This is a genomic window from Shewanella sp. SP1S2-4, assembly GCF_031932075.1.
Classification (GTDB): domain Bacteria; phylum Pseudomonadota; class Gammaproteobacteria; order Enterobacterales; family Shewanellaceae; genus Shewanella; species Shewanella baltica.
Map to the genome: position 1 here is coordinate 1 of NZ_JAUOET010000025.1, position 23,888 is coordinate 23,888.

The window sequence follows — 23,888 nt, forward strand, 5'->3', positions numbered from 1 at the left end:
CGTCGAGCCTATAGGGATATATTTACGGCGAGTCACTGGGGAAATAATGACAATTCATGCTGCATAACTGACGATAAAGTTATCTTGCTTTGGGGTAATAGCTTTTTAGCTGAACGAACAGCTAGAGGGTTGGTGAGGATTGGCATTGTTACACCTGTGACCTTCTAAAACAGGATGTTTTAGTTGAGCCCTCAGGGACGCTTTTTGTTAAACAAATGAGGTGGCGAGTCACAGGGGAAACAATGACAATAAATGCTGCACAACTGAAGATACCATTATCTTGCTTTGGGGAACCAAATTGCAGGCATAAAAAAACCGCTGGGTAGCGGTTTTTATATTTTGCAATCTTAACGGGGTTTAATCGAAACCGATTATAGACCCGCGTCAGCGCGCAGTGCTTCAGCTTTGTCCGTTGCTTCCCAAGGGAATTCGTTACGACCAAAGTGGCCATAAGCGGCAGTCGCTTGATAAATCGGACGTGCTAAATCGAGCATGGCCGTTAAACCGTATGGACGCAGTTCGAAGTGTTGACGTACTAACTTGATCAGCAAATCTTCAGACACTTTACCCGTACCGAAGGTCTCGATGCTGATAGAAGTCGGCTCTGCCACACCAATAGCGTAAGACACTTGGATTTCACAGCGATCAGCAAGACCTGCTGCAACGATGTTTTTTGCCACATAACGGGCAGCGTATGCCGCGCTACGGTCCACTTTTGATGGATCTTTACCAGAGAATGCGCCACCACCATGACGGGCCATGCCGCCGTAGGTGTCAACGATGATCTTACGACCGGTTAAGCCGCAATCGCCTACTGGACCACCGATAACAAAACGGCCAGTTGGGTTGATAAAGAACTTAGTGTCTTTGTTTAGCCATTGAGCCGGTAATACTGGCTTGATGATGGTTTCCATCACGCCTTCAATTAAGTCGGCTTGTGATACGTCATCTCTGTGCTGAGTTGACAATACGACGGCATCAATACCCACAATTTTGCCATCATCATAGGCAAATGTGACTTGGCTTTTCGCATCTGGGCGTAACCAAGGCAGGGTGCCGTTTTTACGCACTTCAGACTGACGCTTCACTAATGCGTGGGCATAAGTGATAGGCGCTGGCATTAGGACGTCGGTTTCGTTGTTGGCATAGCCAAACATTAACCCTTGATCGCCTGCACCTTGCTCAGCAGGGTCAGCACGGTCTACACCTTGATTGATATCAGGTGATTGCTTACCAATGGCGTTTAATACCGCACACGAGTCTGCATCAAAACCCATATCTGAGTGGGTATAACCAATTTCACGCACCGTTTTACGGGTGATTTCTTCGATATCAACCCAAGCAGAAGTCGTGACTTCGCCACCGACTAATACCATGCCTGTTTTGACATAAGTTTCACACGCCACGCGTGCTTTTGGATCTTGAGCCAGAATTGCATCTAGCACAGCATCAGAAATCTGATCTGCAATCTTATCGGGATGACCTTCTGAGACCGACTCAGAAGTAAACAAGTGCTTTGCCATAGTAGGAAAATCTCGTCGTTAGCATTCAAACGTGTAGAAGCATCTACATCTAGACGGCTATTTTAGTTTAAATCCGATTGCCGATCACCCCCAGTGAGAAAAAATCCTCTCAGATTGTGACCTGAAAATGACTATGCTCAGTCTTAAAATGGTTATTTTACTTATATTTCATGGTATTAGGAGCAATCGATTTTTAATAAATTTATTTCTCCATTACAAGTGATCCTTGTGATGCCCACTCAAGTAAACGCCAGTAAAGTGACTAGCTTGTTTCTGCGAGTTTACGATTCGGCCATCTTTTGCTGAGTGAATGATAATTTTAGTTTGCGTCACACTGGCATGTAGGGGAAAATATGCGTCCAAATTGCCCGCTAGACCCCACAAACAAGCAGGAGAGAGCATGTCTTCCCGTAAAGTACTCGCAAACGCAATCCGTGCGTTAAGTATGGATGCAGTTCAAAAAGCAAATTCAGGCCATCCCGGCGCCCCAATGGGTATGGCAGATATTGCTGAAGTGCTGTGGAATGATTTCCTTAAGCACAACCCGACCAATCCTAAATGGGTAGATAGAGACCGTTTCGTCCTTTCTAACGGTCACGGTTCAATGCTGATCTACTCTTTACTTCACCTGACAGGTTATGAATTACCAATCGAAGAACTGAAACAGTTCCGTCAATTGCATTCAAAAACCCCGGGTCACCCAGAATACGGTTACACCCCAGGTGTTGAAACCACAACGGGTCCACTCGGCGCGGGCATCAGCAATGCTGTCGGTATGGCGATTGCTGAAAAAACCTTAGCGGCACAGTTTAACCGTGATGGTCACGATATCGTTGATCACTACACTTACTGCTTCGTCGGCGACGGCTGTTTGATGGAAGGTATTTCCCACGAAGCCTGTTCATTAGCCGGTACTTTAGGTCTAGGCAAACTGGTCGCATTTTGGGATGACAACGGTATTTCTATCGATGGTCATGTTGAAGGCTGGTTCACCGATGATACGCCAAAGCGTTTTGAAGCTTACGGCTGGCATGTGATTGCCGGTGTTGACGGTCATGATAGCGCGGCAATCCGTGCTGCTATCGAAGCGGCGAAAGCGGTTAGCGATAAACCAACCATGATTTGCTGCAAAACCATTATCGGTTTTGGTTCACCCAACAAATCTGGCAGCCACGATTGCCACGGCGCGCCATTAGGCGATGCGGAAATCGCCGCAGCCCGTGAATTCCTTGGCTGGCCATATGCACCATTTGAAATCCCTGCTGACGTTTATGCGGGTTGGGATGCCAAAGAAGCTGGTGCTGCCCGTGAAGCGGCATGGAACGAGAAGTTTGCGGCTTATGGCGCAGCTCACCCAGAACTGGCTGCTGAATATGAGCGCCGCGTACTGAAAGGTGAATTACCTGCTGATTTCGAAGAAAAAGCGCAGGCATTCGTGCAAGCATCACAGGACAAAGCCGAAGGTATTGCGAGCCGTAAAGCCTCACAAAATGCTATCGGTGCTTTCGGTGCTATGTTACCTGAACTGTTAGGCGGCTCTGCTGACTTAGCGGGTTCTAACTTGACTTTGTGGTCTGGTTCTAAAGGTATTCAAGACGATCCTGCCGGTAACTACATTTATTACGGCGTGCGTGAATTCGGCATGAGCGGCATTATGAACGGTGCTTCGCTGCATGGTGGTTTCATCAATTACGGCGCAACTTTCATGATGTTCATGGAATACGCCCGTAACGCAGTCCGCATGTCGGCGCTGATGGGCATTCAAAACATCTTCGTTTATACCCATGACTCTATCGGTCAAGGTGAAGATGGCCCAACGCATCAACCAGTTGAGCAATTAGCTAACCTGCGTATGACGCCAAATATGGCCGTATGGCGTCCATGTGATGCGGCAGAAACGGCAGTTTCTTGGAAAGCTGCGATTGAACGTCGCAATGCCCCAACGTCACTGATCTTCAGCCGTCAAAACCTGAAAGCCCAAGCACGTACCGCTGAGCAATTAGCCAACGTGGCTAAAGGTGCTTATGTACTGCAAGACTGTGCGGGTACACCAGAACTGATCCTGATCGCAACCGGTAGCGAAGTACAATTGGCGATGGATTCTGCAGCGGCATTAACTGAGCAAGGTAAACAAGTTCGCGTGGTCTCTATGCCATCGACAACTGAGTTCGATAAGCAAGATGCAGCGTATAAAGAATCTGTATTACCACGCGCTGTGACTAAACGTGTGGCTATCGAAGCGGCGCATACCGATTTCTGGTACAAGTACGTCGGTTTTGAAGGCACTGTTGTTGGCATGACCACTTTTGGTGAGTCAGCGCCGGGTAACGTGTTATTGAATCACTTCGGTTTCACCGTTGAAAATGTGCTGAATGCTGCAAAATCATTGGGCTAATCGCTCAAGGGATTAGATTCAATACAAAAGGTTAAACTTTTTAAGTGTTAATCTGTATAATGCGGCCTGCAATCTTTTGCAGGCCGTTTTTGTATTTAGAGGAAATTGAGACCTCAATGATCCGAGTCGCTATCAATGGTTATGGCCGTATCGGCCGCTCTATTCTTCGTGCTTTGTACGAGTCTGGAAAACGGCAGCAAATGCAGATTGTCGCGATTAATGAATTAGCTAAACCTGAAGCCATTATTCATCTGACCCAGTACGACACCACCCACGGTCGGTTTGCGCACAAAGTGAAACTCGTCGATGATCACATGCTGATTGGCGACGATGCGATAAAAATTCTCCACGAGCCCGATCCCACAAAACTCCCTTGGCATGAAATGGACATAGACATTGTCTATGAGGCCACTGGTGTATTACTCGATCGTCAAAGCTGCGAAGCCCATATTCATGCCGGCGCTAAACAAGTGCTGATAAGCCATCCATCCTCGGCCGATGTCGATGGCACTATTGTCTATGGTGTGAATCACGATTTACTCCGCGCCGAACACACAGTGGTTTCCAACGCTTCTTGTACGACTAACTGTATCGTACCTGTGATCGACGTGCTCGATCGCCACTTCGGCGTTAAAAGCGGTGCCATTACCACTATCCATTCGGCAATGAACGATCAGCAAGTGATTGATGCTTATCATGATGATTTGCGTCGTACCCGCGCCGCTGGCCAATCGATTATCCCTGTAGACACTAAGCTTGCCCGCGGTATTGAGCGGATTTTGCCGCACATGAAAGATAAATTTGAAGCGATTTCGGTGCGCGTACCGACCATCAACGTGACCGCAATTGATTTGTCTGTGACGCTTGAGAAAACCGTCGATATTGCCACTGTGAATCATGTGCTGGAGTCGGCCGCCAATGGGCGATTTAACGGCATTTTGGGTTATACTGATGAACCCTTGGTTTCATGTGATTTCAACCATGATCCGCGCTCCAGTATCGTTGACGGTACCCAGACCCGTGTCAGCGCCGGTCAGTTGGTGAAGCTGTTGTTGTGGTGCGATAACGAGTGGGGTTTTGCCAACCGTATGTTAGATACGAGTTTGGCGATGATCGCAGCCAAGCGAGGCTGATAAAAAGTAGATTATTCACCGGTGGGTCACTCAGTTATATGCCAATTCGACGGGATGTCGAGCGCCTAGCGGCAGTAAACTGATACCGGCCATGTGTGAAACCAGTTTGTTTTTTGATTATAAAAGGAAGCGTTACTATGGCAATTATCAATATGTCAGATTTGGATCTACAAGGTAAGCGCGTGCTTATTCGTGAAGATCTCAATGTGCCTGTTAGCAACGGCGTCGTCACCAGTGATGCACGTCTGCGCGCCTCTCTACCTACTATCGAGTTGGCCCTTGCTAAAGGCGCCGCTGTGATGGTGATGTCGCACTTAGGTCGTCCGACCGAAGGTGAATACAATCCCGAATATTCTATGCAACCTGTGGTCGACTACTTGGCTAAAGCCTTGTCGTGTCCTGTGCGTTTAGCGACGGATTATTTAGACGGCGTCGACGTTGCCGTCGGTGAAGTGGTTGTGTTCGAAAACGTGCGTTTCAACGTGGGCGAAGGCAAGAACAACGAAGCGCTGTCGCAAAAAATGGCGGCATTGTGTGATGTCTATGTTATGGACGCCTTTGGTACTGCACATCGCGCCCAAGCATCGACCCACGGCGTTGGCATGTTTGCCCCCATCGCCTGTGCCGGTCCATTACTGGCGCAAGAATTAGATGCCTTAGGCAAAGCGTTAGATAACCCTGCGCGTCCTATGGTGGCGATTGTCGGTGGCTCTAAAGTATCAACTAAGCTGACTGTGCTAGAAAGCCTTTCTGGTATCGTTGATCAGCTAGTGGTTGGCGGCGGTATTGCCAATACTTTCATCGCGGCGGCGGGTTACAATGTCGGTAAATCACTGTATGAAGCGGATTTGATCGACGAAGCTAAACGTTTAGTGGCCAATGCTAAGAGCCGTGGCGCCGATATTCCTGTGCCGACAGACGTAGTCGTGGCAGGCGAGTTTAGCCCAACAGCTGCGGCAACCTTAAAATCAGTTAGCGAAGTCGCTGATGGCGAAATGATTTTTGATATTGGTCCAGATAGCGCTGAAGCACTGGCCAAAATCATCGAATCTGCTGGCACTATCGTGTGGAACGGCCCTGTGGGCGTGTTCGAATTCGACCAATTTGGTGAAGGTACTAAACGTATCGCCCAAGCGATTGCCGATTCAAAAGCCTTCTCTATCGCAGGCGGTGGTGACACTTTGGCTGCGGTTGATAAGTACGGTATTGCCGATAAAGTGTCTTACATTTCGACTGGCGGCGGCGCTTTCCTCGAGTTCCTCGAAGGTAAAGAATTACCGGCTGTGGCTATGTTAGAAAAGCGCGGCGCTTAATTATTAAGTTTTAAAATACGCGGCGCATAAGACGCCGCGATAAGCTCTGATATCATCAAAGCTTGATAATAAATAAAAGAATTATAAAAAACCGCCCGTGTTTATTTTAGATATTTTTCAGGTACTTATTTTAGGTGCTTGTTTAAGGTATCTATCTGAATACGGGTATAAAAATCCATCCAAACGATAGTGACCTCGGTGACCAAGCGTTGCAGAATGTGACAGTCACCCTATTATTGGAGTTAAAAAATGGCGTTAATTTCCCTACGACAACTACTCGACCACGCGGCAGAACATGGATACGGTGTGCCTGCGTTCAACGTTAACAACTTAGAGCAGATGCGTGCCATCATGCAGGCCGCTGAAGCAACAGACAGCCCTGTTATTGTGCAAGCTTCTGCTGGTGCGCGTAAATATGCTCGCCCACAGTTCTTAAAATATTTGATGGCTGCAGCCCTTGAGCAGTATCCAGATATTCCTGTGTGTATCCACCAAGACCACGGTACCGATCCTGATATCTGTCAGCGTTCTATCCAATTAGGCATGTCATCAGTGATGATGGATGGCTCTTTGATGGCTGACGGCAAAACCCCTGCATCTTATGACTACAACGTCGATGTCACTCGTCGCACAGTGGCATTTGCCCATGCGTGTGGTGTGTCAGTTGAAGGCGAAATCGGCTGTTTAGGCAGTTTAGAAACTGGCCAAGCAGGCGAAGAAGACGGTATTGGTGCTGTGGGTACATTAAGCATGGATCAAATGCTGACTACCCCTGATGAAGCGGCGCGTTTCGTTGCTGATACCCATGTTGATGCACTTGCCATCGCTATCGGTACTAGCCACGGTGCTTACAAGTTCAGCCGTAAACCTACGGGCGATGTACTGCGTATCGACCGCATCAAAGAAATCCATGCGCGTATTCCTAACACCCACTTAGTGATGCACGGTTCATCTTCAGTGCCACAAGAATGGTTACAGATCATCAACCAATACGGTGGTCAGATCCCAGAAACCTACGGCGTGCCATTAGAAGAAATCGTTGAAGGTATCAAGCACGGTGTGCGTAAGGTGAATATCGATACTGACTTACGTTTAGCATCAACAGGTGCGGTACGTAAGTTCTTAGCGGAACACCCAAGTGAATTTGACCCACGTAAATTCCTGAAAGCGTCAATGGAAGCCATGGCAGACATCTGTACTGTTCGCTACGAAGCTTTCGGTTGTGCTGGTCAAGCATCTAAGATTAAACCATTGTCTTTACAAGCAATGTACAAAGCGTACCAGTCTGGTGCCTTAGATCCTAAGATCAACATGTAAGCGTTATCGTTAAGGCAAAAACCCGCTGATGCGGGTTTTTTTATGGATGAAATAGCGGTCGTTTTCATTTTTTAAGCGCAAATGTTAATATTGCGCGGATTTTCAGGGGAAAAAACTAACCCATATTAATATGTGCTTATTCAGCTTCGCTGGGACGAACAGATATTTATAGGGATTGGATTTAACGGAACAGGAACGATTAAACATGAAAAAAGTACTGACCGCAGCACTATTAATGACTGCACCTTTTATGGCGACAGCAGGGGCCGATTTTGTAAAAGGCGACAAGACATTCGCTGGTGAAGCTGAGTTAGGTGCCACCTTAACCACAGGTAACACTGAAACCTCATCATTTAAGGGACGTTTAAATCTTAAGCATGAGCTTGGCGATTGGGAAAATCAGTACTTACTAGAAGGTTTATACAAAGAAGATACCGGTTCTGTCACCGCGAAACGCTATTTAGCAGGCGCACAGGGTAACTACAAGATGACAGATAGTAGCTACCTGTTTGCGAATGCCAGTTATGAAGTCGACCCGTTTACTGGTTATGACTATACCCTATCTGGCGCAGCGGGTTATGGTCATAGACTGTATGACACCAGCAAGACCTTTTTAGATGTCGAAGTGGGTCCGGGTTATATTTACCAACGTCTGGATACTGAGCAAGCGCTTATCGAAGGTTATGACACCAACGACAGCGTTGTTGCCCACGGCGTGATTAACTTTGAAACTGAAATCACTGAAACTTCTAAATTCCAACAGCGTTTCGTTGCCGATTACGGTGACAAGTTAGATGCCCGTTCTGAAACTTCATTAACGGCAAATATTATTGGCGCATTGGCGATGAAGTTTGCCATTATTGTGCGTTACAACAGCGAGCCGCTGGATGATAAGAAAAGCACTGATACCGAAACCAATATGACCTTGTTATATGCTTTCTAATGCTGTGACACTGATTTAAAACAAAAAAGCACCTTCGAGGTGCTTTTTTATTGGCTGTTTTTGGACTAAGTTGAATATACGTTAAGCTTTTCTTTATTAGTAACATCTGTAGTTATACAAAAATTAATGTTTTAAATGCCTTTGGTTATAGGGTAATGCATAGAAAGTTGCGTTTTATCAACATTTGCTATGCCGAAGCTATGGTAATTTTCGACTAATTTCCTACGTAGAGATGAACTTTAATGAAATTACAGCGGTTGTTTAAAGGCAGTGGAATGGCGTTGTGGAGTCTATTCTGCGTTGCAATATTGAGCGGATTCTCACCTGCAGCATGGGCTATGACAGAAGGGGCAGATCGGCTTAATTTAACCGCCGCGAGCGTGGGTTATGTTGCTGTCTGTGTGTTTGTGCTGGCTTATGTACTTGTGATGGCCGAGGAGACATTACATTTACGCAAGTCGAAACCTGTGCTCGTTGCGGCAGGGATCATCTGGGGCATGATAGGTTTTGTCTATATGCAAAACGGCATGTCCGAAGTGTCGGAAGCGGCATTCAAGCAAAACTTGCTCGAATACGCCGAGCTACTGCTCTTCTTGCTGGTGGCGATGACCTATATCAATGCCATGGAAGAACGTAATCTGTTCGATGCGATCCGCGGCTGGCTGGTGGGCCGTGGTTTTAGCCTGCGAACTGTGTTTTGGTTAACGGGCTTTATGGCGTTTTTCATCTCGCCCGTAGCCGATAACTTAACCACGGCTTTACTGATGTGCGCTGTGGTGATGAAGGTTGGTGCAGGGCAACGCAAGTTTATAACCCTTGCCTGTATCAACATTGTCGTAGCGGCCAACGCGGGTGGCGCGTTCAGCCCCTTTGGTGACATCACGACCTTAATGGTATGGCAAAAGGGCCTAGTGCACTTTGGCGATTTCTTTAATCTGTTCATTCCCGCCCTCGTTAACTTTGCCTTACCCGCCGCCATTATGAGTGTGTTCATCCCGCATTTTGTGCCTGAGCCTGAAAAAGAGCATGTGTACACTAAGCCCGGAGCTAAGCGTATTGTGGGGCTGTTTTTACTCACTATTGCTACGGCAGTGTGTGCCCATTCCTTCTTAGGTATGCCGCCTGTATTGGGCATGATGACGGGATTAGGCTTCCTGCAATTCTTTGGTTTTTACCTGCGTAAAACCTTCAATCGTTCTGTTGCCCGCGAACGTGAAAAGGCGGAATTAAGACAAGACAAATTACGCCTGCAGCAACTTGGCAGTGTGGTGCCATTTGATGTGTTCAGCCGCATTTCTCGCGCCGAGTGGGATACTCTACTGTTCTTTTATGGCGTGGTGTTATGCGTCGGTGGCCTAGGTTTTATGGGATATTTGAGCTTAGTGTCTGAGGCCATGTATTCGCATTGGGATGTCACCTATGCCAACATCGCCGTGGGTATACTCTCGTCTGTGATTGATAATATTCCGGTGATGTTTGCGGTATTGACCATGAATCCCGATATGGCTTTGGGGCAGTGGTTATTGGTTACCCTGACAGCGGGTGTGGGCGGTAGTTTGCTTTCGATTGGGAGTGCGGCAGGGGTTGCCTTGATGGGACAGGCTCGTGGCATTTATACCTTTGGGGCGCATCTTCGTTGGACGCCTGTGATAGCTTTAGGTTATGTGGCGAGTATTTTAGTGCACATGTGGTTAAACGCCGCGATGTTCTAACACTGCATTAGCTTGATTGTCGTTTATCGAGACATGCCGTTTACCGAGACAGGCATGCGGCTTGTCTCACGAAAATTAACTATTTGCTGGCTTGGGTTAGCAAGATCACATTAATTATTTGTGGTCTTGCATAGACTTAACTCTGTGTTTTTATGGAGTTGAGTTAATGTGTATGCAATTGGGAGGCTGCAGGTTTGATCGAGAACGAGGCATACTGATTGAGTTGTCTCGCGATGAATCTTGGCATCTTTCTCGAGCCGAGCTACAAGTGCTCACGTTATTGCTTGCACACCAAGGACAGTTAGTTTCAAAGCACATGCTGAAAACGGGGGATGGACAAGGTCCGCCGTTAACTGATGCCTCTTTATCCCACGTCATATCCAGGCTCCGCTCTTTTCTTGGCCCTTCGCACGAGGGCTTGATCGAAACCGTTAAAGGCCAAGGCTATTTATTGCGACCATCAAACGGCAGCGAATATCGAGGCATCAATTACCTCAGGCTGCACACTGTGCCTTTGTGGAGTGCCTTAGTGTTATTTGGGGTGATGTTGGCGTTTTCGGTGTTTTATCTGAAACACACAGACCACAGTAAACCGACTCAAGCCTTGATGATGTCGATACTGTCGTTAGCCTCGGGTCAGCAAGTGCGCTTGAACTTATATGCCGACTCCAGTGCGAGCAACACCTTACTGTTTGAAATGGGCGAACGCTTAAGCACGGGACTTATTGCCTGCGGTAAAAGCGATTGGGCAGATGTTTATGCGTCTTTATCCCATGATAAACAGGTGCTTAATATGACCTTTCGCGGTGAAAAACTCGGCCAGTCAGTGCTGCGCAATATTAGTATCAGCGATTTATCTCGTCCCAAAACATTCATCGACTCTGCCTGGCTACGCGAGGTGAATATCTGTGGCTAAGTGGCTCAAGTGGACCATTAGTATTGTTATTTTGTCGGCCTTGATTGCGGCTTGCGGGGTGATTTATAAACAATTGGCAACGAGCCGGACCATGATGTTAAGTTGCAGCTCAGAATTATTTGATCGGCACACGAGTGCCAATCCATATGTCAGCGCCAGTGCTGGCAGTAACAACAGCGACAATAAATTTTACCTGCTCGTGGACGTATTGATTGCCGCCGACAAAGCGCAAATCAACTACCGTTACTTTAATTTTGATGGCACCAGTGCGGGCCATATTTCGATGCGTGGCAAGGTCGACAGCATTGAGGCCAATAGCATGACCTATAGGGTGGCGGTGGAGACGAAAACTGAATCGGAAATGGAAAAGCAAAAAAATTGGCCAGAACATATGAAATATCTATCTAACATCAGCAGTTTACCGTTTCGCGATTCTGGGGTGAATAATTTCAGTATTGAAGTGTTAGATATGGATGACACTAAGGATTATGCCGTGGTGTTATTCCAACCCAGCAATACGATTTGTGGATGCCGAATCGTAAATAGTCGAATTTAATCAGTGAATTTGAGTTTATTTCAGTTAAGATTAGTGCTCATTGATTTATGTCTACTGCGATGAGTCTCTGTGAGGGCTCATGAAAAGGGTGTTGTGTCTAAGATACGTGTAAAGCAAGAAGAATCCCTGTCGATTAAGTTCAGCCATCAGATGGAAAAGGGCGATAATCGTCAGCTTGATCTCTATTTCTTTTTACCAAAGGAAATGGGCATAGGCTCGCACACGCTCAATGAAGAAGAGTACTACTACAGCGCGATTGTCGGCCGTCGTTCTTACTATTCAGAAGGCTTGCACTTACCTTTGGTACAGGGCCGCTTTGCTAGTTTAAATCGCCGCACCGTTGAAGAATTCAGATTGTACTTGAATCTGTTCGCCTATCAGTTTGCCGTTGCAGTCGAAAACGACGTTAAAGAACTCAATCAAATCACAGATGTAACCCATTTCTATTTTGCCCTCGACGAATTACGCGAACAAGTTGGCCAGTTGCTGAAAAAGTTTCGCCGTAACGAACCGGGCGATCCTAAATGGAAATCCTACTTCGAAAATGCCGACAACTACCTGTCTTGGTTCTGCGAGCAGCAGTTACTAAAAGTGCTCGCCCATGCTACACGCACCAGTGATTTCAACGATATCCAAGAACGGGTGCTAACACTGTGTCGCAATGAGTGTGCCTATCGGGATGAGCATAACTACAACTCGGCGCAAACTAAGCAAGATCCTAACCGCATCTCAAACAAGATGTTGTTGTTACGACGTTTAATCCAACAAGGTGTGGTACTTAAAGAAGAGTTAAAGCCCTTAGGGATTGGCCTTAAAAAGTTCACGACGGGACTGGCGACGGCGTTAGTGATGTTGGTAGTGTCGGCGTTGATTATTCAAGCGCAGGGCGCCTTCAGCGGCTTTACCATTGCCTTAGTGCTGACCTTGGCGGTGATTTACGGCTTCAGGGAAATCTTTAAGGATGACGTGCGTAATGCCATGTGGCGTTTTATTCAGCGGGGCAGGCCACGCTGGAGCCGGATTTTGCGCGATACCACCAGTCAGGCAGTAATCGCTAAGCAGTTGGTATGGCTTGAGTTTATGCGCCAGCAAGATCTGCCCGATAAAGTCAGCGAAATTTTAAAGCACAGGCATAGCCAAAATAAGGTCGATGCGGAAATCCTGCACTATAAAATTGCCACTAAGGTGAATCAGAGTGAGTTTCAAGCGGGATACTCCACCATTCAAGAGCAAGTGAACTTTAGCTTAGTGCCCTTTGCCCGCTACTTAGAGCGGGGTAAGGCGAAGATTTATAAGGAAGTTGAAGGCAAAATCAGCCATGAATCGGTTGAGCGACGCTATCAAGTTAACTTGATTTTAGTGCTGCGCGATGGCCGTGAAGCTCCGCAGTATATTCGCTACAAGATCACCATGAACCGCTCGACGATTATTGAGATTACCCAGAGCCAATTGCCCGATTCGGTCAACATGCCTGAATCTACGATTGATGACGAGTAAAGGCCTGACCGATATTTTGATCGTTATTCTGTTTCGCCCGTTTTAGGGCGACTTCGGCATTATTCAGATACTGCTCAAGTGTTTGGCCTTCTTGATAACCCGCAATCCCGATACTGATCCCTTCACCTAAGCCATTGCCATTAAGCTTTTCCATCATATTGAGGGCAAAGTTGTGTGCATGGGTCGCATCTGTGTCAGGTAACATCACAATCAGTTTCCCGAGTTGCCAATGCAAAATCTGATAATTAGCAGGAATTTCAAGCAGTAATTGAACTTCGACTTCCTGCTGGCGGTTCGCCAGTTGGTCGATGTCACTCATGTGGCTCAGTAAACCTTCAGGGTTGATATCCATTAACAGTAGGCTTGAACTCAGGCGGCTTGGCGGCGGCAGCGAGTTAAAGTAACGCTCTAAATCAACTAAGCTCAGCAGAATCGTGCTGCGATGGGGCACAAGGCTGCGTTTCTCTGTGCCTCGGCCGCGTTCGGCGGCTTGTTCTAAGGTACAGACGATATAATCAATCTCACCATCGGCGGCCACATGGCCCTTTAAGGTGGCTTGCAAACAATTGGAGTGCGCCTGTTTAGGTGAGCACAGAATTTGCCCCTGCCACTGACCTTGCATGGCGATTTGAGCACTAATTCTTTGCCATTGATTACCTAAATCGTTGGCGAGCAGCGAGGCTAAATCTTGATTTAAATCGCCATTGAGTTGCATTAGCGCATCAAATACGGGGTTGATTTTAATCAATTTACCATTGGCATCTGTCAGCGCTGTTGCGACTGTGCTATCGCATAAAAGCTCACTGAGAAATGCTTGTTCTTTACTGCTGACTAATTCACTGATGTCTTCAAGGGTGATCAATAGATGCGGTGACCCTCGGCTCGCCCTTGGCGCTTGGCGGATATGCACCCGCAGCGTTGGGCCATTGATACTTTCTAGGCTGATTTCACCAGACCATTGACCCGTTTTATGCACTTGCTCCATCAGCTCGGCATAGGTTCTGTCATCGAGGCATAAGGTGCGTTGTAGACTGCGGTCTGTGAGTTCATCCAGTGGCACTAAGGTCGCTTCTGCTGCCTTGGTGTTGGCACTGATCACTCTGGCGTTTTCGTTGACCATCATAAAGCCGATATCACTGTTAAATAAGCCATTGGCGACATCGATACTGTATTGGCGTGAACGCTGTTGTAAACGATACATATGGCTGAGCAGCACAACCCAAGCGGCGAGTACGGTTAAGATTAGCGATGCCACTATGACAATGTTTTGCCACTGGGAAAAACGTGCGGCTATGTCGGAGTTACGCACATAGGAGAGTAAAAAGTATTCTCTGCGGGTTTCTGGCTGGGCGGTAAGCTCGATCTTAAGGTAAACAAATGTCGCTTCTTCACCGTGGAATTGACCAAAATTACTCATGGACATATCACGCCACAGAGCAGGATAACTTTGTCTCAAACTTGCCCCTAAGGTTTCTGGCATATTGCTTAACGGGGCGAGATCGCTCGCGCCAGCATAGAGTAATCCCTGCGTGTCGAGCACTAACATAGGCGATTTGTTACTCGAAAAAGCCGGCTTGATGGCTTCGAGCATTTGCACCATAGAGTTGTATGTCACTAGATAACCCATAGAACTCTGATCGGGCTTTTCGAGCCACGCCATTTGATACATATAAGGTTCTAGCATGCCTTCAATTGGAACAAACTCCAGTGGAGAGGTGTAAACCTCTTTACCACCCATATTACGACTCGCGCCAAGCAAGGTCGGCGGTAAGGCATCTTTACTGAAATTAGAAGGGGTAGAGAACTTATAATTGCCTTGGGGATCGTACAGCGCAATGCCGAGCAGTTCAGGAATATGCTTCACCAGATCTAGCCAAGCTTCCTGTAATTTGAGTTGCTGCTTGGCGGTCGGATTGCTCAAGTACTGCTTTAGCAGCTCACCATTGGCAAAAATTTGGGTGCGAAATTGCTGGAAAGACACTTTATCTGTGATCAGTGTGCCTATAGTTTGCAGTTCACTGTATCTCTGCGTCGCCCATTCTTCCTGTAGACGTCGCTCTCCTAAAGTAATGATTAAGTTGGTTAAAATGATCATGCCAATCACCAGCATAGAGAGCTGGCTTGCAACGGCTAATAAGCGTTGATGCGACCAATGGATCCCTTGAGTTAAAGAGAGCAGCGGCGCTAGGGGATACGTGCTTGGGTTATTCTTCAGCATGAACCGATTATGAGTGGGTGATCTGTTAATTTCGCTATGTTAACACGAAAGAATTGTTACGACAGTGCCAAGTTACTAAGCAAGATTTCCTTAGTAAAAGTTAAGACAGATTTACATCTCTACTCATTCGCTCAGTGGCGAGTTCATGTGGCTCAGTGCTTCAGTCGATTTTAGCCGTATTGGAATGGTGTTTAGCCTAATGCGCCTAGCACTCTATGCTTAAATTCACAGCCGTAGGACTCCACTTGTTCACGGCAAATATCAATATCGACGCCCGCTAATCCTTCGATGGCGGAGACTTGTACCGTTTCAATATAGTGTGGTGCCAAGGCGATAAAGGCATGCACGGCGGCGTAGGAACCAGCGAGTTTTGGGCGGCAGTGTTCAATATAGGCGGTTTCATTATCCGCATTGAGTGAAATCGATAAGCTATCAACGCAGTCGGCAAGTTCAAGCAGAATATTGCGCCTATGGACCAGATTGCCTAAACCATCGGTATTAATCCGGACTCGTCCGCCCCTGCGTTTGATCTCTTTTGCCACAGTGAGTAGCGTTGGAAGATTTAAAGTGGGCTCGCCATAACCGCAAAACACGTATTCTTCAAAGTCTTTAACATTGCCAAGCAGAGGGATAATTTCCTCTGGCTTAGGTTGGTGGCACAGGGCGAGTTGGTATTCGTGGATTTGTTTACTGCCATTATGTTTTGGGCAGAAAGCGCAGCGCAGGGTGCAGCGACCAGTGATATTGAGGTAGCGACTGCGGCGAATATCATAGACTAGGGTTTCGGTCGCACAGGTTTCATTTGTGCAAACTTCATCTGTGATGTGACCGTTCGCGAGGGTTTCAGTAGTGACAACGTGCGGGTTATCAAGGTGTTGCTTATGCAGATGCTCAGACATAATGATAGGTTCATTCTAACGATAACTGACGACTTGGGCACAGTGTAGCGAAAGCCCGATGGCATAACTGTCAGCTAGATCGCAACTTGAAAGCTCAAACCCACTCACGGCATAGTGACTTTGATGCTGATGTGGAATTGAATGAACACTGGCAATAAAAAAGAGAGCCTAAGCTCTCTTTTTAAGGATAAGACATTGATTCACAGTCTATTGCTAACTGCCTATCGCTAACTGCCTGTCGCTAACGGTCTGTCGTTATCAGCCTATAGATAGTCTTTCTTATAGTCAGTCGTGACAGCTTGCTCAAAATCCGGATGCTTAACGTCCTCATCATTGGTTTTCTTAGGCTGCCACCACCAGTTGAAGAAGCGGCTGCTAGAGCGGCTAACATCGTCGAGTATGATGTACAGCAGCGGCACTAAGATCAGCGTTACTACGGTCGAGAACAGGATACCGAAGGCGAGGGACGTCGCCATAGGGATCACAATTTGCGCCTGCAAACTGCGCTCGAGAATAATAGGCACTAAACCGACAAAGGTGGTGAGTGACGTGAGGATGATCGCCCTAAAGCGATAACAGCCGGAATCCACTGCCGCCTGTCTAACCGATTGACCTTGCTCCCGCGCACGGTTAACAAAGTCGACCAAAATCAAAGAGTCGTTTACCACCACACCCGCGAGTGCCACTATGCCGCAGAGACTTAATACGCTCATCGCGAGTCCCTGAATCAAGTGACCGAACAGGGCGCCGATAATCCCGAAGGGGATCACCGACATGATGATCAACGGCTGACTGTAGGATTTTAGCGGGATTGCCATCAGTGCATAAATGGTAAACAGCGCAAAGAAGAAACCTTGCATCAAACCGACCATAGCATTCTGTTCATCTAAACTGCCGCCATCTAACGCGGTTTGGATTTTAGGATACTTGGCCTGTAATTGTGGCAGGTAATCTTTTTGGATTTCCTGTACCACTTTTGAAGGTTCAACTATGTTTTTGTTGGCATTTGCCGTGATGGTGATCGCCCGCTTACCGTCAACACGGGTAATTGAGGCGTAGGATTCGCCTTTCTCAATTTGTGCCACGGTCGAGAAGGGAACCGAGGTGCCCGTTGGCGTGCGGATCAGCATGTTTTCCAGATAACCCACAGTGCGGCGCTGCTCTAATGGATAGCGCACCATTACCTTGATCTCTTCTTTATTACGCAAAATACGTTGGGCTTCATAACCATAGAAACCATAACGCACTTGGCGAGCTAAATCGGAAAGGGTCAGGCCAAGGGCTTCCGCCTCTGGACGTATCTTCAGGCGAATTTCATGGCTACCCGAGGAAAAGTTGTCGGCAATATCGTATACGCCTTCATAGCTGGCGAGTTTTTGCTTCAACTCTTTAGAGGCCGCGGACAGTTCATCGAGATCACTTGAGGTCAACCTGAAGGAAATATCGCCACCGGCATCGTTAGTACTCGCGTTAAAGCTGAGTTTTTTGACCGATAGAAGCTCGGGCAATTGTTCACGCCATGCGGCAGCAATCGTCACACCATCGACTTCGCGGTCTTCACCTTTCGTCAGTTCGGCAAAAATAAAGGCAGAGGTGCGGGAGCTCATATTGATAAAGCTGTGTTTCACCACTTGATAGCCGTTATCTTGCTCCATTTTGTCATTCATCTTGTACAGGGCTTCTTCTATGCTCTGCACCACTTTCAAAGTGTTATCTTCCGAGCTGCCTTCGTCCATTTCCAACTGAACTTGGATAAAGTCCGATGGAATATCTGGGAAGAATACCCAACGCACTTTACCACTGGCGACTAAGGCAATCGACAGGACCAACACACCGATAAAAGCCGCGACCACGTTGTATCTTTGCTTGATACAGCGCTCGAGGAAATTACGATAACTGTGGTGAATAAAGTGCTGCACTCTGTCGTTAAAGTTGGCTTTAAGGCGACCAAAGAATCCCCTTGGCGCACCGGGCTTTTTAAACTTCATGTGTGCTAAATGCGCTGGCAGAATGAACTTAGATTCGACCAAGGAAAAGGCCAAACAGAGGATGACCACCATGCCGATGGATTTCCAAATAATCCCCATAGGGCCAGAAACCATTAACATGGGAATAAAGGCCGCAATCGTGGTTAATACCCCGAAGGTCGCGGGCATCGCCACTTTTTGCGCGCCGCGGATCACGTTTTCAACCGAGTGACCGTGGCGTTCGACTTCTGTGTAGGCGCTCTCGCCGATGACAATCGCATCGTCCACCACTATCCCGAGCACCAAGATAAAGGCGAACAGGGTCAACATGTTGATCGTCATTGAGAAAGGTTCGAGCGGCATGATCAGCATAGTGCCGAGGAAGCATACCGGCAGACCCATCATGACCCAAAATGCCAACTTAAGATCGAGGAACAAGGCTAAGATGATAAAGACCAACAAAGCACCGTAAAACATGTTCGACATCATCATGTTTAAGCGGCCTTTGAGGTAGTGAGTCATATCACCCCAAGTATCGAGTTGCGCGTTGGCAGGAAGTGTCGCGCGGCGATCCTCGACGTATTGTTTTACTTGAGCGGCAATGTCTAAGGCATTTTGATCATCAACACTGGTGACTTCGATAATCGCGGCCGGTTTACCGTTAAAGCGGGTATATTCTAACCTTTCTTCAAAGTCATCTTTGATAGTCGCCACTTGCGGCAACATCACGCGGCTACCGTCGGGGCGAGTGGTGACGACGATATTCGCAAAGTCATCACCCGTGTAGGCTTGGCCTTTGGTGCGCAGCAGGATGTCGCCATCTTGGGCGCGAATCGAACCGCCGGGTAAGTCAAAGGAAGAGTTTTGCACCGCTAACGCGACCTGTGTAAATGTTAGGCCGTATTCGCGTAGTTTATCTTCTGATACTTCGATGGCGATTTCATAATCGCGCACCCCAGTGACTTTGGCACGGGTCACGGCTGGCAGTTGGGTTAAATCGTCACGCACCGACTTAGCCAACTCCTTCATATCGTGCAGTGTCATATCGCCATAGACAGACACCCAAATGACGTTATTTTCAGGTTTAATCTGATAGATATTGGGTTTTTCGATGTTCACTGGGAAGGTCGAAATCGCATCTAATCTTAGTTTGGCTTCATCGAGCACGGTTTGTACTTCGTAACCGTCTTCGACTTCAACCGTAATCGAGCCTACCCCTTCGCTAGCCACTGACGTGACCTTCTTGATACCGTTGATATCTTGGATGGCTTCTTCAATCTTGATGTTGATGCCTTCTTCGATTTCCTGCGGCGCCGCGCCCGGATAGGCGACGGAAATATTCAGTAAATTGAGTTCGAAAGAAGGAAAAACCTCTTTATTGATCAAGACAGTGCTGAACAAACCGCCGACGAGCAATGCCCACATTAACAGGTTCGCGGCCACACTGTTGCGGGCGAACCAGGCTAAGATCCCTTTTTGAGTGTCCATTATTTCACTCCAGTGGCCGCAAGACTCGACTCAGGCGTGTCTTCTTTTGGCGTCTCAGTCGGCAATGCCGCTTCACCTAAGACCTTGACCAGTTGACCGTTTGCCATGCTGTTGAAGTGAGTGGTGGCGACGCGCTCGCCCGTTTTTAGACTGTCCTTGATATACACATTGTCGAGATCGCTACGAACGATATTTACATGGCGCATTTCAACGATATTTTTATCGTTAACTAAGGCGACATGATCGTTACGAACCACATGGCGGGGTAGTTTTACTATGCCATCGACTGTGCGACCTTTGATGACTGCATTGACGAAGCTGCCATATTTAAGCGGTAAGCTGCCAGCAACTTTATTGGCGCGCAGGTAAGGGTCTTTGATTTCAGCGACTAAATACACCATGCGATTTTCAGAATCGATCACGCCTTCGCTGCGGATAATATTGCCTTCCCAAGTATTTTCTTTACCCGCCAAAGAGGCGCTCAGCGTCACTTGGGTATCGGGATTATCGACCGACTCTAGATAGGCTAGATCGTCATTGGAAATCGGTAAGCGGATTTCAGCAACGCTAGTGTCATAAAGCTCACCTAAGTTTGTACCTAAGCTAACATACTGACCTAAATCGACATTGCGCGCTTTGATTATGCCATCGAACGGCGCGCGGATAACCGTGCGCTCAAGGTTACGTTGGGCACGCGCCAGTGCTGCTTGCGCATATTTAACGTTGGCTTGCTCTTTTTTAAGCTGTGGAATACGCAGACCTAACTCTGGGGGTAAGCCCTTGTCGTAGCCTTTGAATTCGATTTTAGCGACTTCACCGCGGGCAATTTCTTCGTTCAGCGCGGCGGTAGCTTGGGCCAGTGTTGCTTCGGCTTGCATTAAATCAGCCTCGTAATCTGAGGGCTCGATTTGTGCGAGTTGGTCGCCTTTTTTGACTATGCCACCCGCCACAAAATCAGCGGAAATACTCAGCATTCTGCCTTGAACTTCGGTCACAAGCTGGGTTTTATATTTTGGCGTAACCACACCGTAGGACGGTAAGTTTAGCGATACCGTTTGCTGAGTCACTTGCGTGACGTCAACGATAGGAATGGGCATCTCTTCCGGTTTTTGTTCTGGCGCCTCCTTAGTTTTCATTAATAAGGCTGCGCCAAAGACAAACAGCAGCAGAATAAGAAAAGGAGAAAGTCTCCTCAGTAGGGTCTTCATCATATTATTGTTACATCCATGCTAATCGCGTAATGGGGTTAAAGTAGCAGAGTCGGCCGCGCCAATAAATTTATTTTTGTAAATTAAATGTGTCTAAAAGTGATGGTTTGACACAGGTGCTCACTAGGTACCGATATTTTGGCGAAATTTAGAGCAGGTAAATGATAAAAGGTTCACTTAGGTAATTGGAAGGTATTGAAATAAAGAGTAATGAGCTTACGGATTGGCAAAGCTAAATAGGCCGTATTTCATGTTCTATATTTTGTGATTAGCTTTTACTCGCCAGTTGATTTATTGCATTGAGTTAAATTTAGGTAATAAAAAAGCCGCATATAGCGGCTTTAGTTGGATTATTTCAAGCAGAGGTTACTTCTTCTTGCGGGCGATTTTACTCGCTTTCTTTGCCGCTTCTTTCTTACTGGTTTTCTTCGCTGCTTCTTTCGCTTTCACTTTGGCTTTTTTCTTACCCGGTGTCCGCGCTTCTTTGTTCTTAGGACGCAGCTCTTCGATCACGCGGCGTTTCAACGGTTGCTCGATATAACGCTCGATTTTACCGACGATACGCATATCGTGGGCTTCGGCCAACGAAATCGCAGTACCTTTGGCGCCAGCGCGGCCAGTACGACCGATACGGTGAATATAGGTATCGGCAGAGCGTGGCATGTCGAAGTTGATCACATGGGTGATATCGTCGATATCGATACCGCGTGCAGCCACATCGGTTGCCAGCAAGACGTTCACTTCACCTTTGGTAAAGCGGCTCAAAGCTTGGAAACGTTTTTTCTGTTCCATATCGCCACGCATGAAAGCGCAGGCAATACCGACTTTAAGTAACTGGCCTTCTAAGCTAGAAACGATGTCGCGGGTTTTTACGAACACGATAGTCCGTTTCACATCTTCTTGGCGCAGCAGATGACATAACAGGGCAAATTTATGCTCTTTATCATCGGCTAAGTGGATCCATTGGTGGATCTTGGCTTTTTCGCTGCGAGGTGCTTCAACATCGATTTCAATCGGGTCGTTTAACACTTCACGGGCAAAACGTTGCACACCGCCGCCTTCTAAGGTGGCAGAGAACAACATGTTCTGCTTGCGGCCTTGGGCTTCGATAGCAATCGCTTGCACCACAGAAGAGAAGCCCATGTCTAGCATGCGGTCGGCTTCGTCGATAATTAAGATATCGACTTCTTGGGCGTTGAAATTGCCTTTGTCTAAATATTCCATCAGGCGGCCAGGGGTCGCGACCAGAATATCGACGTTGCCTGCTAAGGCTTCTTCTTGTGGTCCGTAAGGCACACCACCGGTCACGATCGCTATGTCTAAACCTTGGCCAGTGGCTAAGTGACACGCATAACGGTGGATTTGGCTGGCTAACTCACGGGTTGGCGTGAGGATCAGGATACGTGCTTGCCCAGCGAAACGGCGGGGGAAGTCGATTAAATGTTGCAACGATGGCAGTAAAAAGCTCGCTGTTTTACCTGTTCCTGTCGGGGCGCGCGCGAGAATATCTCTTTGCTCTAGGGCATAAGGGATAGTTTCTTGCTGAATAGTGGTGGGTGAATGATGCCCCATGGCATTAAGCGACTCTAATAAGCTAGGGTCAAGCTGGAAATCTTCAAATTGCATGCGCAGCGTCTCGACGGATAATAGCGAAGCATTATAAAGGTTATAGCGGTTAACTTAAATAACTTATCTAGATCTCCGGTGTTTATCTTCTCAGCCGGTAAAGTTTTATGGTAATAGGCATAAGTTAATTACTTTAAGCTCAATGTATTAGCATCTAATTTTGGGGGAATTGGCCCCTTCGTTACCTTTGCCAAACTTAGCGGCCTTTACTTTACGTGTCAGGGCTGGGCTCGATATCAGTATTTAAGGTAAAAATCTCGGATCAATTGCACCATGGTTTGGGTGTATTGGCCTGAAAGTTCTCGAATAGTGATATCACTGATCTTCGTGGCAATTTGAGGGTGAGTCTTGTGCGCGAGTACGCAGAGTGCTCGATTGGCGCTTTTTCCTACAATACTGATAAGGTTAGTCATTTCAATAAGACTGAGCGGTGAGTGCGTTAAAATCTCATTGAAACGCGCCATGCTCTGCATTGGTAATATGAGGCTTGCGTTTCCTTGCGGTGCTAGGCACACATGAATGGCATCGAGTAGCGCGGTAAAACTTAAGCTATCTGTGTGACGGGCCATAGCGCGCTGGGATTGTATCGCCTGTGTGCCTTGCTCAAAATAGGGCGGATTACAAATGATGTGATCAAAATACTCTTGATACTCAATCTGTTGGCAAAAGTCTTGGATACTGCTGTTGACTAAGGTGAGTCGATTCGCCCACGGACTATTGTGGAAGTTATGCTGGCAAGCCTCGGCAGCACTGGCGTCTAACTCGACACTGGTAATGTGTGCTTGACTGCGCTGCGCTGCCATTAAACTGAGTAAGCCGCTGCCAGCACCAATATCTAAAACGGTTTTTGCTGCGGTCAGTTGAGCCCACGCGCCTAGGACGACACTGTCTGTGCCTACGGCCATGCCGCAATTCATATCATCGATATGAAATTGTTTAAAAGTGAATGCCATGGAGAGTTAATTTTTGCCGTTCTAAGGTGGTTAGGCCCAATATTGGGCGGGCAGTATTCTAATTCTAGCCCTCGTTTTTAGCCAATGCTTTTAAACAGAAGATGTTGCCCTAGATGTATGAATTTGTGTCGGCATAAGATTTTATTTTTTATGGCGCAATACAGATTTTACTTAATTAACGCTTTATTTTATTGCCTTAGAAACCTTTTCTTAGCAGTTAATTA

The 23,888-nt window shown here is 47.2% G+C and carries 16 protein-coding genes; 9 read left to right on the forward strand and 7 right to left on the reverse strand.

The annotated features are described in order from the left end of the window. Positions 1 to 371 precede the first annotated feature (371 nt). Complete coding sequence (gene metK, locus Q4Q52_RS17900) at positions 372 to 1,523, reverse strand: methionine adenosyltransferase (protein ID WP_006080333.1); 1,152 nt, start codon at positions 1,521 to 1,523, stop codon at positions 372 to 374. Between the two features lie 400 nt (positions 1,524 to 1,923). Here metK and tkt point away from each other — a divergent pair, with 400 nt between their 5' ends. From tkt to Q4Q52_RS17945, 9 genes are all read left to right on the forward strand, one after another. Next, on the forward strand, positions 1,924 to 3,918 hold the full coding sequence (gene tkt, locus Q4Q52_RS17905) for a transketolase (RefSeq protein ID WP_311991254.1): 1,995 nt from the start codon (positions 1,924 to 1,926) through the stop codon (positions 3,916 to 3,918). 116 nt (positions 3,919 to 4,034) lie between these two features. Then, on the forward strand, positions 4,035 to 5,051 hold the full coding sequence (epd, locus tag Q4Q52_RS17910; protein WP_012588472.1) for an erythrose-4-phosphate dehydrogenase: 1,017 nt from the start codon (positions 4,035 to 4,037) through the stop codon (positions 5,049 to 5,051). Between the two features lie 137 nt (positions 5,052 to 5,188). Next, positions 5,189 to 6,364 (forward strand): phosphoglycerate kinase, encoded by a 1,176-nt coding sequence (locus tag Q4Q52_RS17915; RefSeq protein WP_006080336.1) that lies wholly within the window; start codon positions 5,189 to 5,191, stop codon positions 6,362 to 6,364. Positions 6,365 to 6,613: 249 nt separating this feature from the next. Continuing rightward, a complete protein-coding gene (gene fba / locus Q4Q52_RS17920; RefSeq protein ID WP_006084020.1) occupies positions 6,614 to 7,681 on the forward strand; it encodes a class II fructose-bisphosphate aldolase in 1,068 nt (355 codons plus the stop codon). A 205-nt stretch (positions 7,682 to 7,886) separates the two neighbouring features. Then, entirely contained in the window at positions 7,887 to 8,624 is a 738-nt protein-coding gene (locus Q4Q52_RS17925) for a DUF481 domain-containing protein (protein ID WP_311991255.1), read from the forward strand. Positions 8,625 to 8,866: 242 nt separating this feature from the next. Further along, positions 8,867 to 10,336 (forward strand): sodium:proton antiporter NhaD, encoded by a 1,470-nt coding sequence (gene nhaD / locus Q4Q52_RS17930; RefSeq protein ID WP_311991256.1) that lies wholly within the window; start codon positions 8,867 to 8,869, stop codon positions 10,334 to 10,336. 166 nt (positions 10,337 to 10,502) lie between these two features. Then, the gene (locus Q4Q52_RS17935) at positions 10,503 to 11,252 is read left to right on the forward strand and encodes a helix-turn-helix domain-containing protein (RefSeq protein WP_311991257.1); all 750 of its coding nucleotides are present in this window, start codon (positions 10,503 to 10,505) and stop codon (positions 11,250 to 11,252) included. Continuing rightward, entirely contained in the window at positions 11,245 to 11,808 is a 564-nt protein-coding gene (locus Q4Q52_RS17940) for a hypothetical protein (protein WP_311991258.1), read from the forward strand. Before Q4Q52_RS17935 ends, Q4Q52_RS17940 begins: the two co-directional genes overlap by 8 nt. A 93-nt stretch (positions 11,809 to 11,901) precedes the next feature. Continuing rightward, a complete protein-coding gene (locus Q4Q52_RS17945; protein WP_012090100.1) occupies positions 11,902 to 13,305 on the forward strand; it encodes a hypothetical protein in 1,404 nt (467 codons plus the stop codon). On the opposite strand, the gene Q4Q52_RS17950 is transcribed toward Q4Q52_RS17945, so the two are convergent. The 6 genes from Q4Q52_RS17950 to Q4Q52_RS17975 form a co-directional block, all read right to left on the reverse strand. After that, positions 13,286 to 15,523, reverse strand: a complete 2,238-nt coding sequence (locus tag Q4Q52_RS17950) for a PAS domain-containing protein (protein ID WP_006080344.1) — start codon at positions 15,521 to 15,523, stop codon at positions 13,286 to 13,288. The genes Q4Q52_RS17945 and Q4Q52_RS17950 overlap by 20 nt on opposite strands. 191 nt (positions 15,524 to 15,714) lie before the next feature. After that, positions 15,715 to 16,422, reverse strand: coding sequence for a TatD family nuclease-associated radical SAM protein (locus Q4Q52_RS17955; protein ID WP_311991259.1), 708 nt, complete (start codon positions 16,420 to 16,422; stop codon positions 15,715 to 15,717). A gap of 263 nt (positions 16,423 to 16,685) precedes the next feature. Then, entirely contained in the window at positions 16,686 to 19,877 is a 3,192-nt protein-coding gene (locus Q4Q52_RS17960; protein ID WP_311991260.1) for an efflux RND transporter permease subunit, read from the reverse strand. Further along, positions 19,877 to 21,088: an efflux RND transporter periplasmic adaptor subunit gene (locus Q4Q52_RS17965; protein ID WP_311991261.1), complete on the reverse strand. Its 1,212-nt coding sequence runs from the start codon at positions 21,086 to 21,088 to the stop codon at positions 19,877 to 19,879. The genes Q4Q52_RS17960 and Q4Q52_RS17965 overlap by 1 nt, the downstream gene beginning before the upstream one ends. 363 nt (positions 21,089 to 21,451) lie before the next feature. Then, on the reverse strand, positions 21,452 to 22,711 hold the full coding sequence (gene srmB, locus Q4Q52_RS17970; protein ID WP_006080348.1) for an ATP-dependent RNA helicase SrmB: 1,260 nt from the start codon (positions 22,709 to 22,711) through the stop codon (positions 21,452 to 21,454). Between the two features lie 236 nt (positions 22,712 to 22,947). After that, positions 22,948 to 23,664, reverse strand: a complete 717-nt coding sequence (locus Q4Q52_RS17975) for a methyltransferase (protein WP_311991262.1) — start codon at positions 23,662 to 23,664, stop codon at positions 22,948 to 22,950. Positions 23,665 to 23,888: the final 224 nt, after the last annotated feature.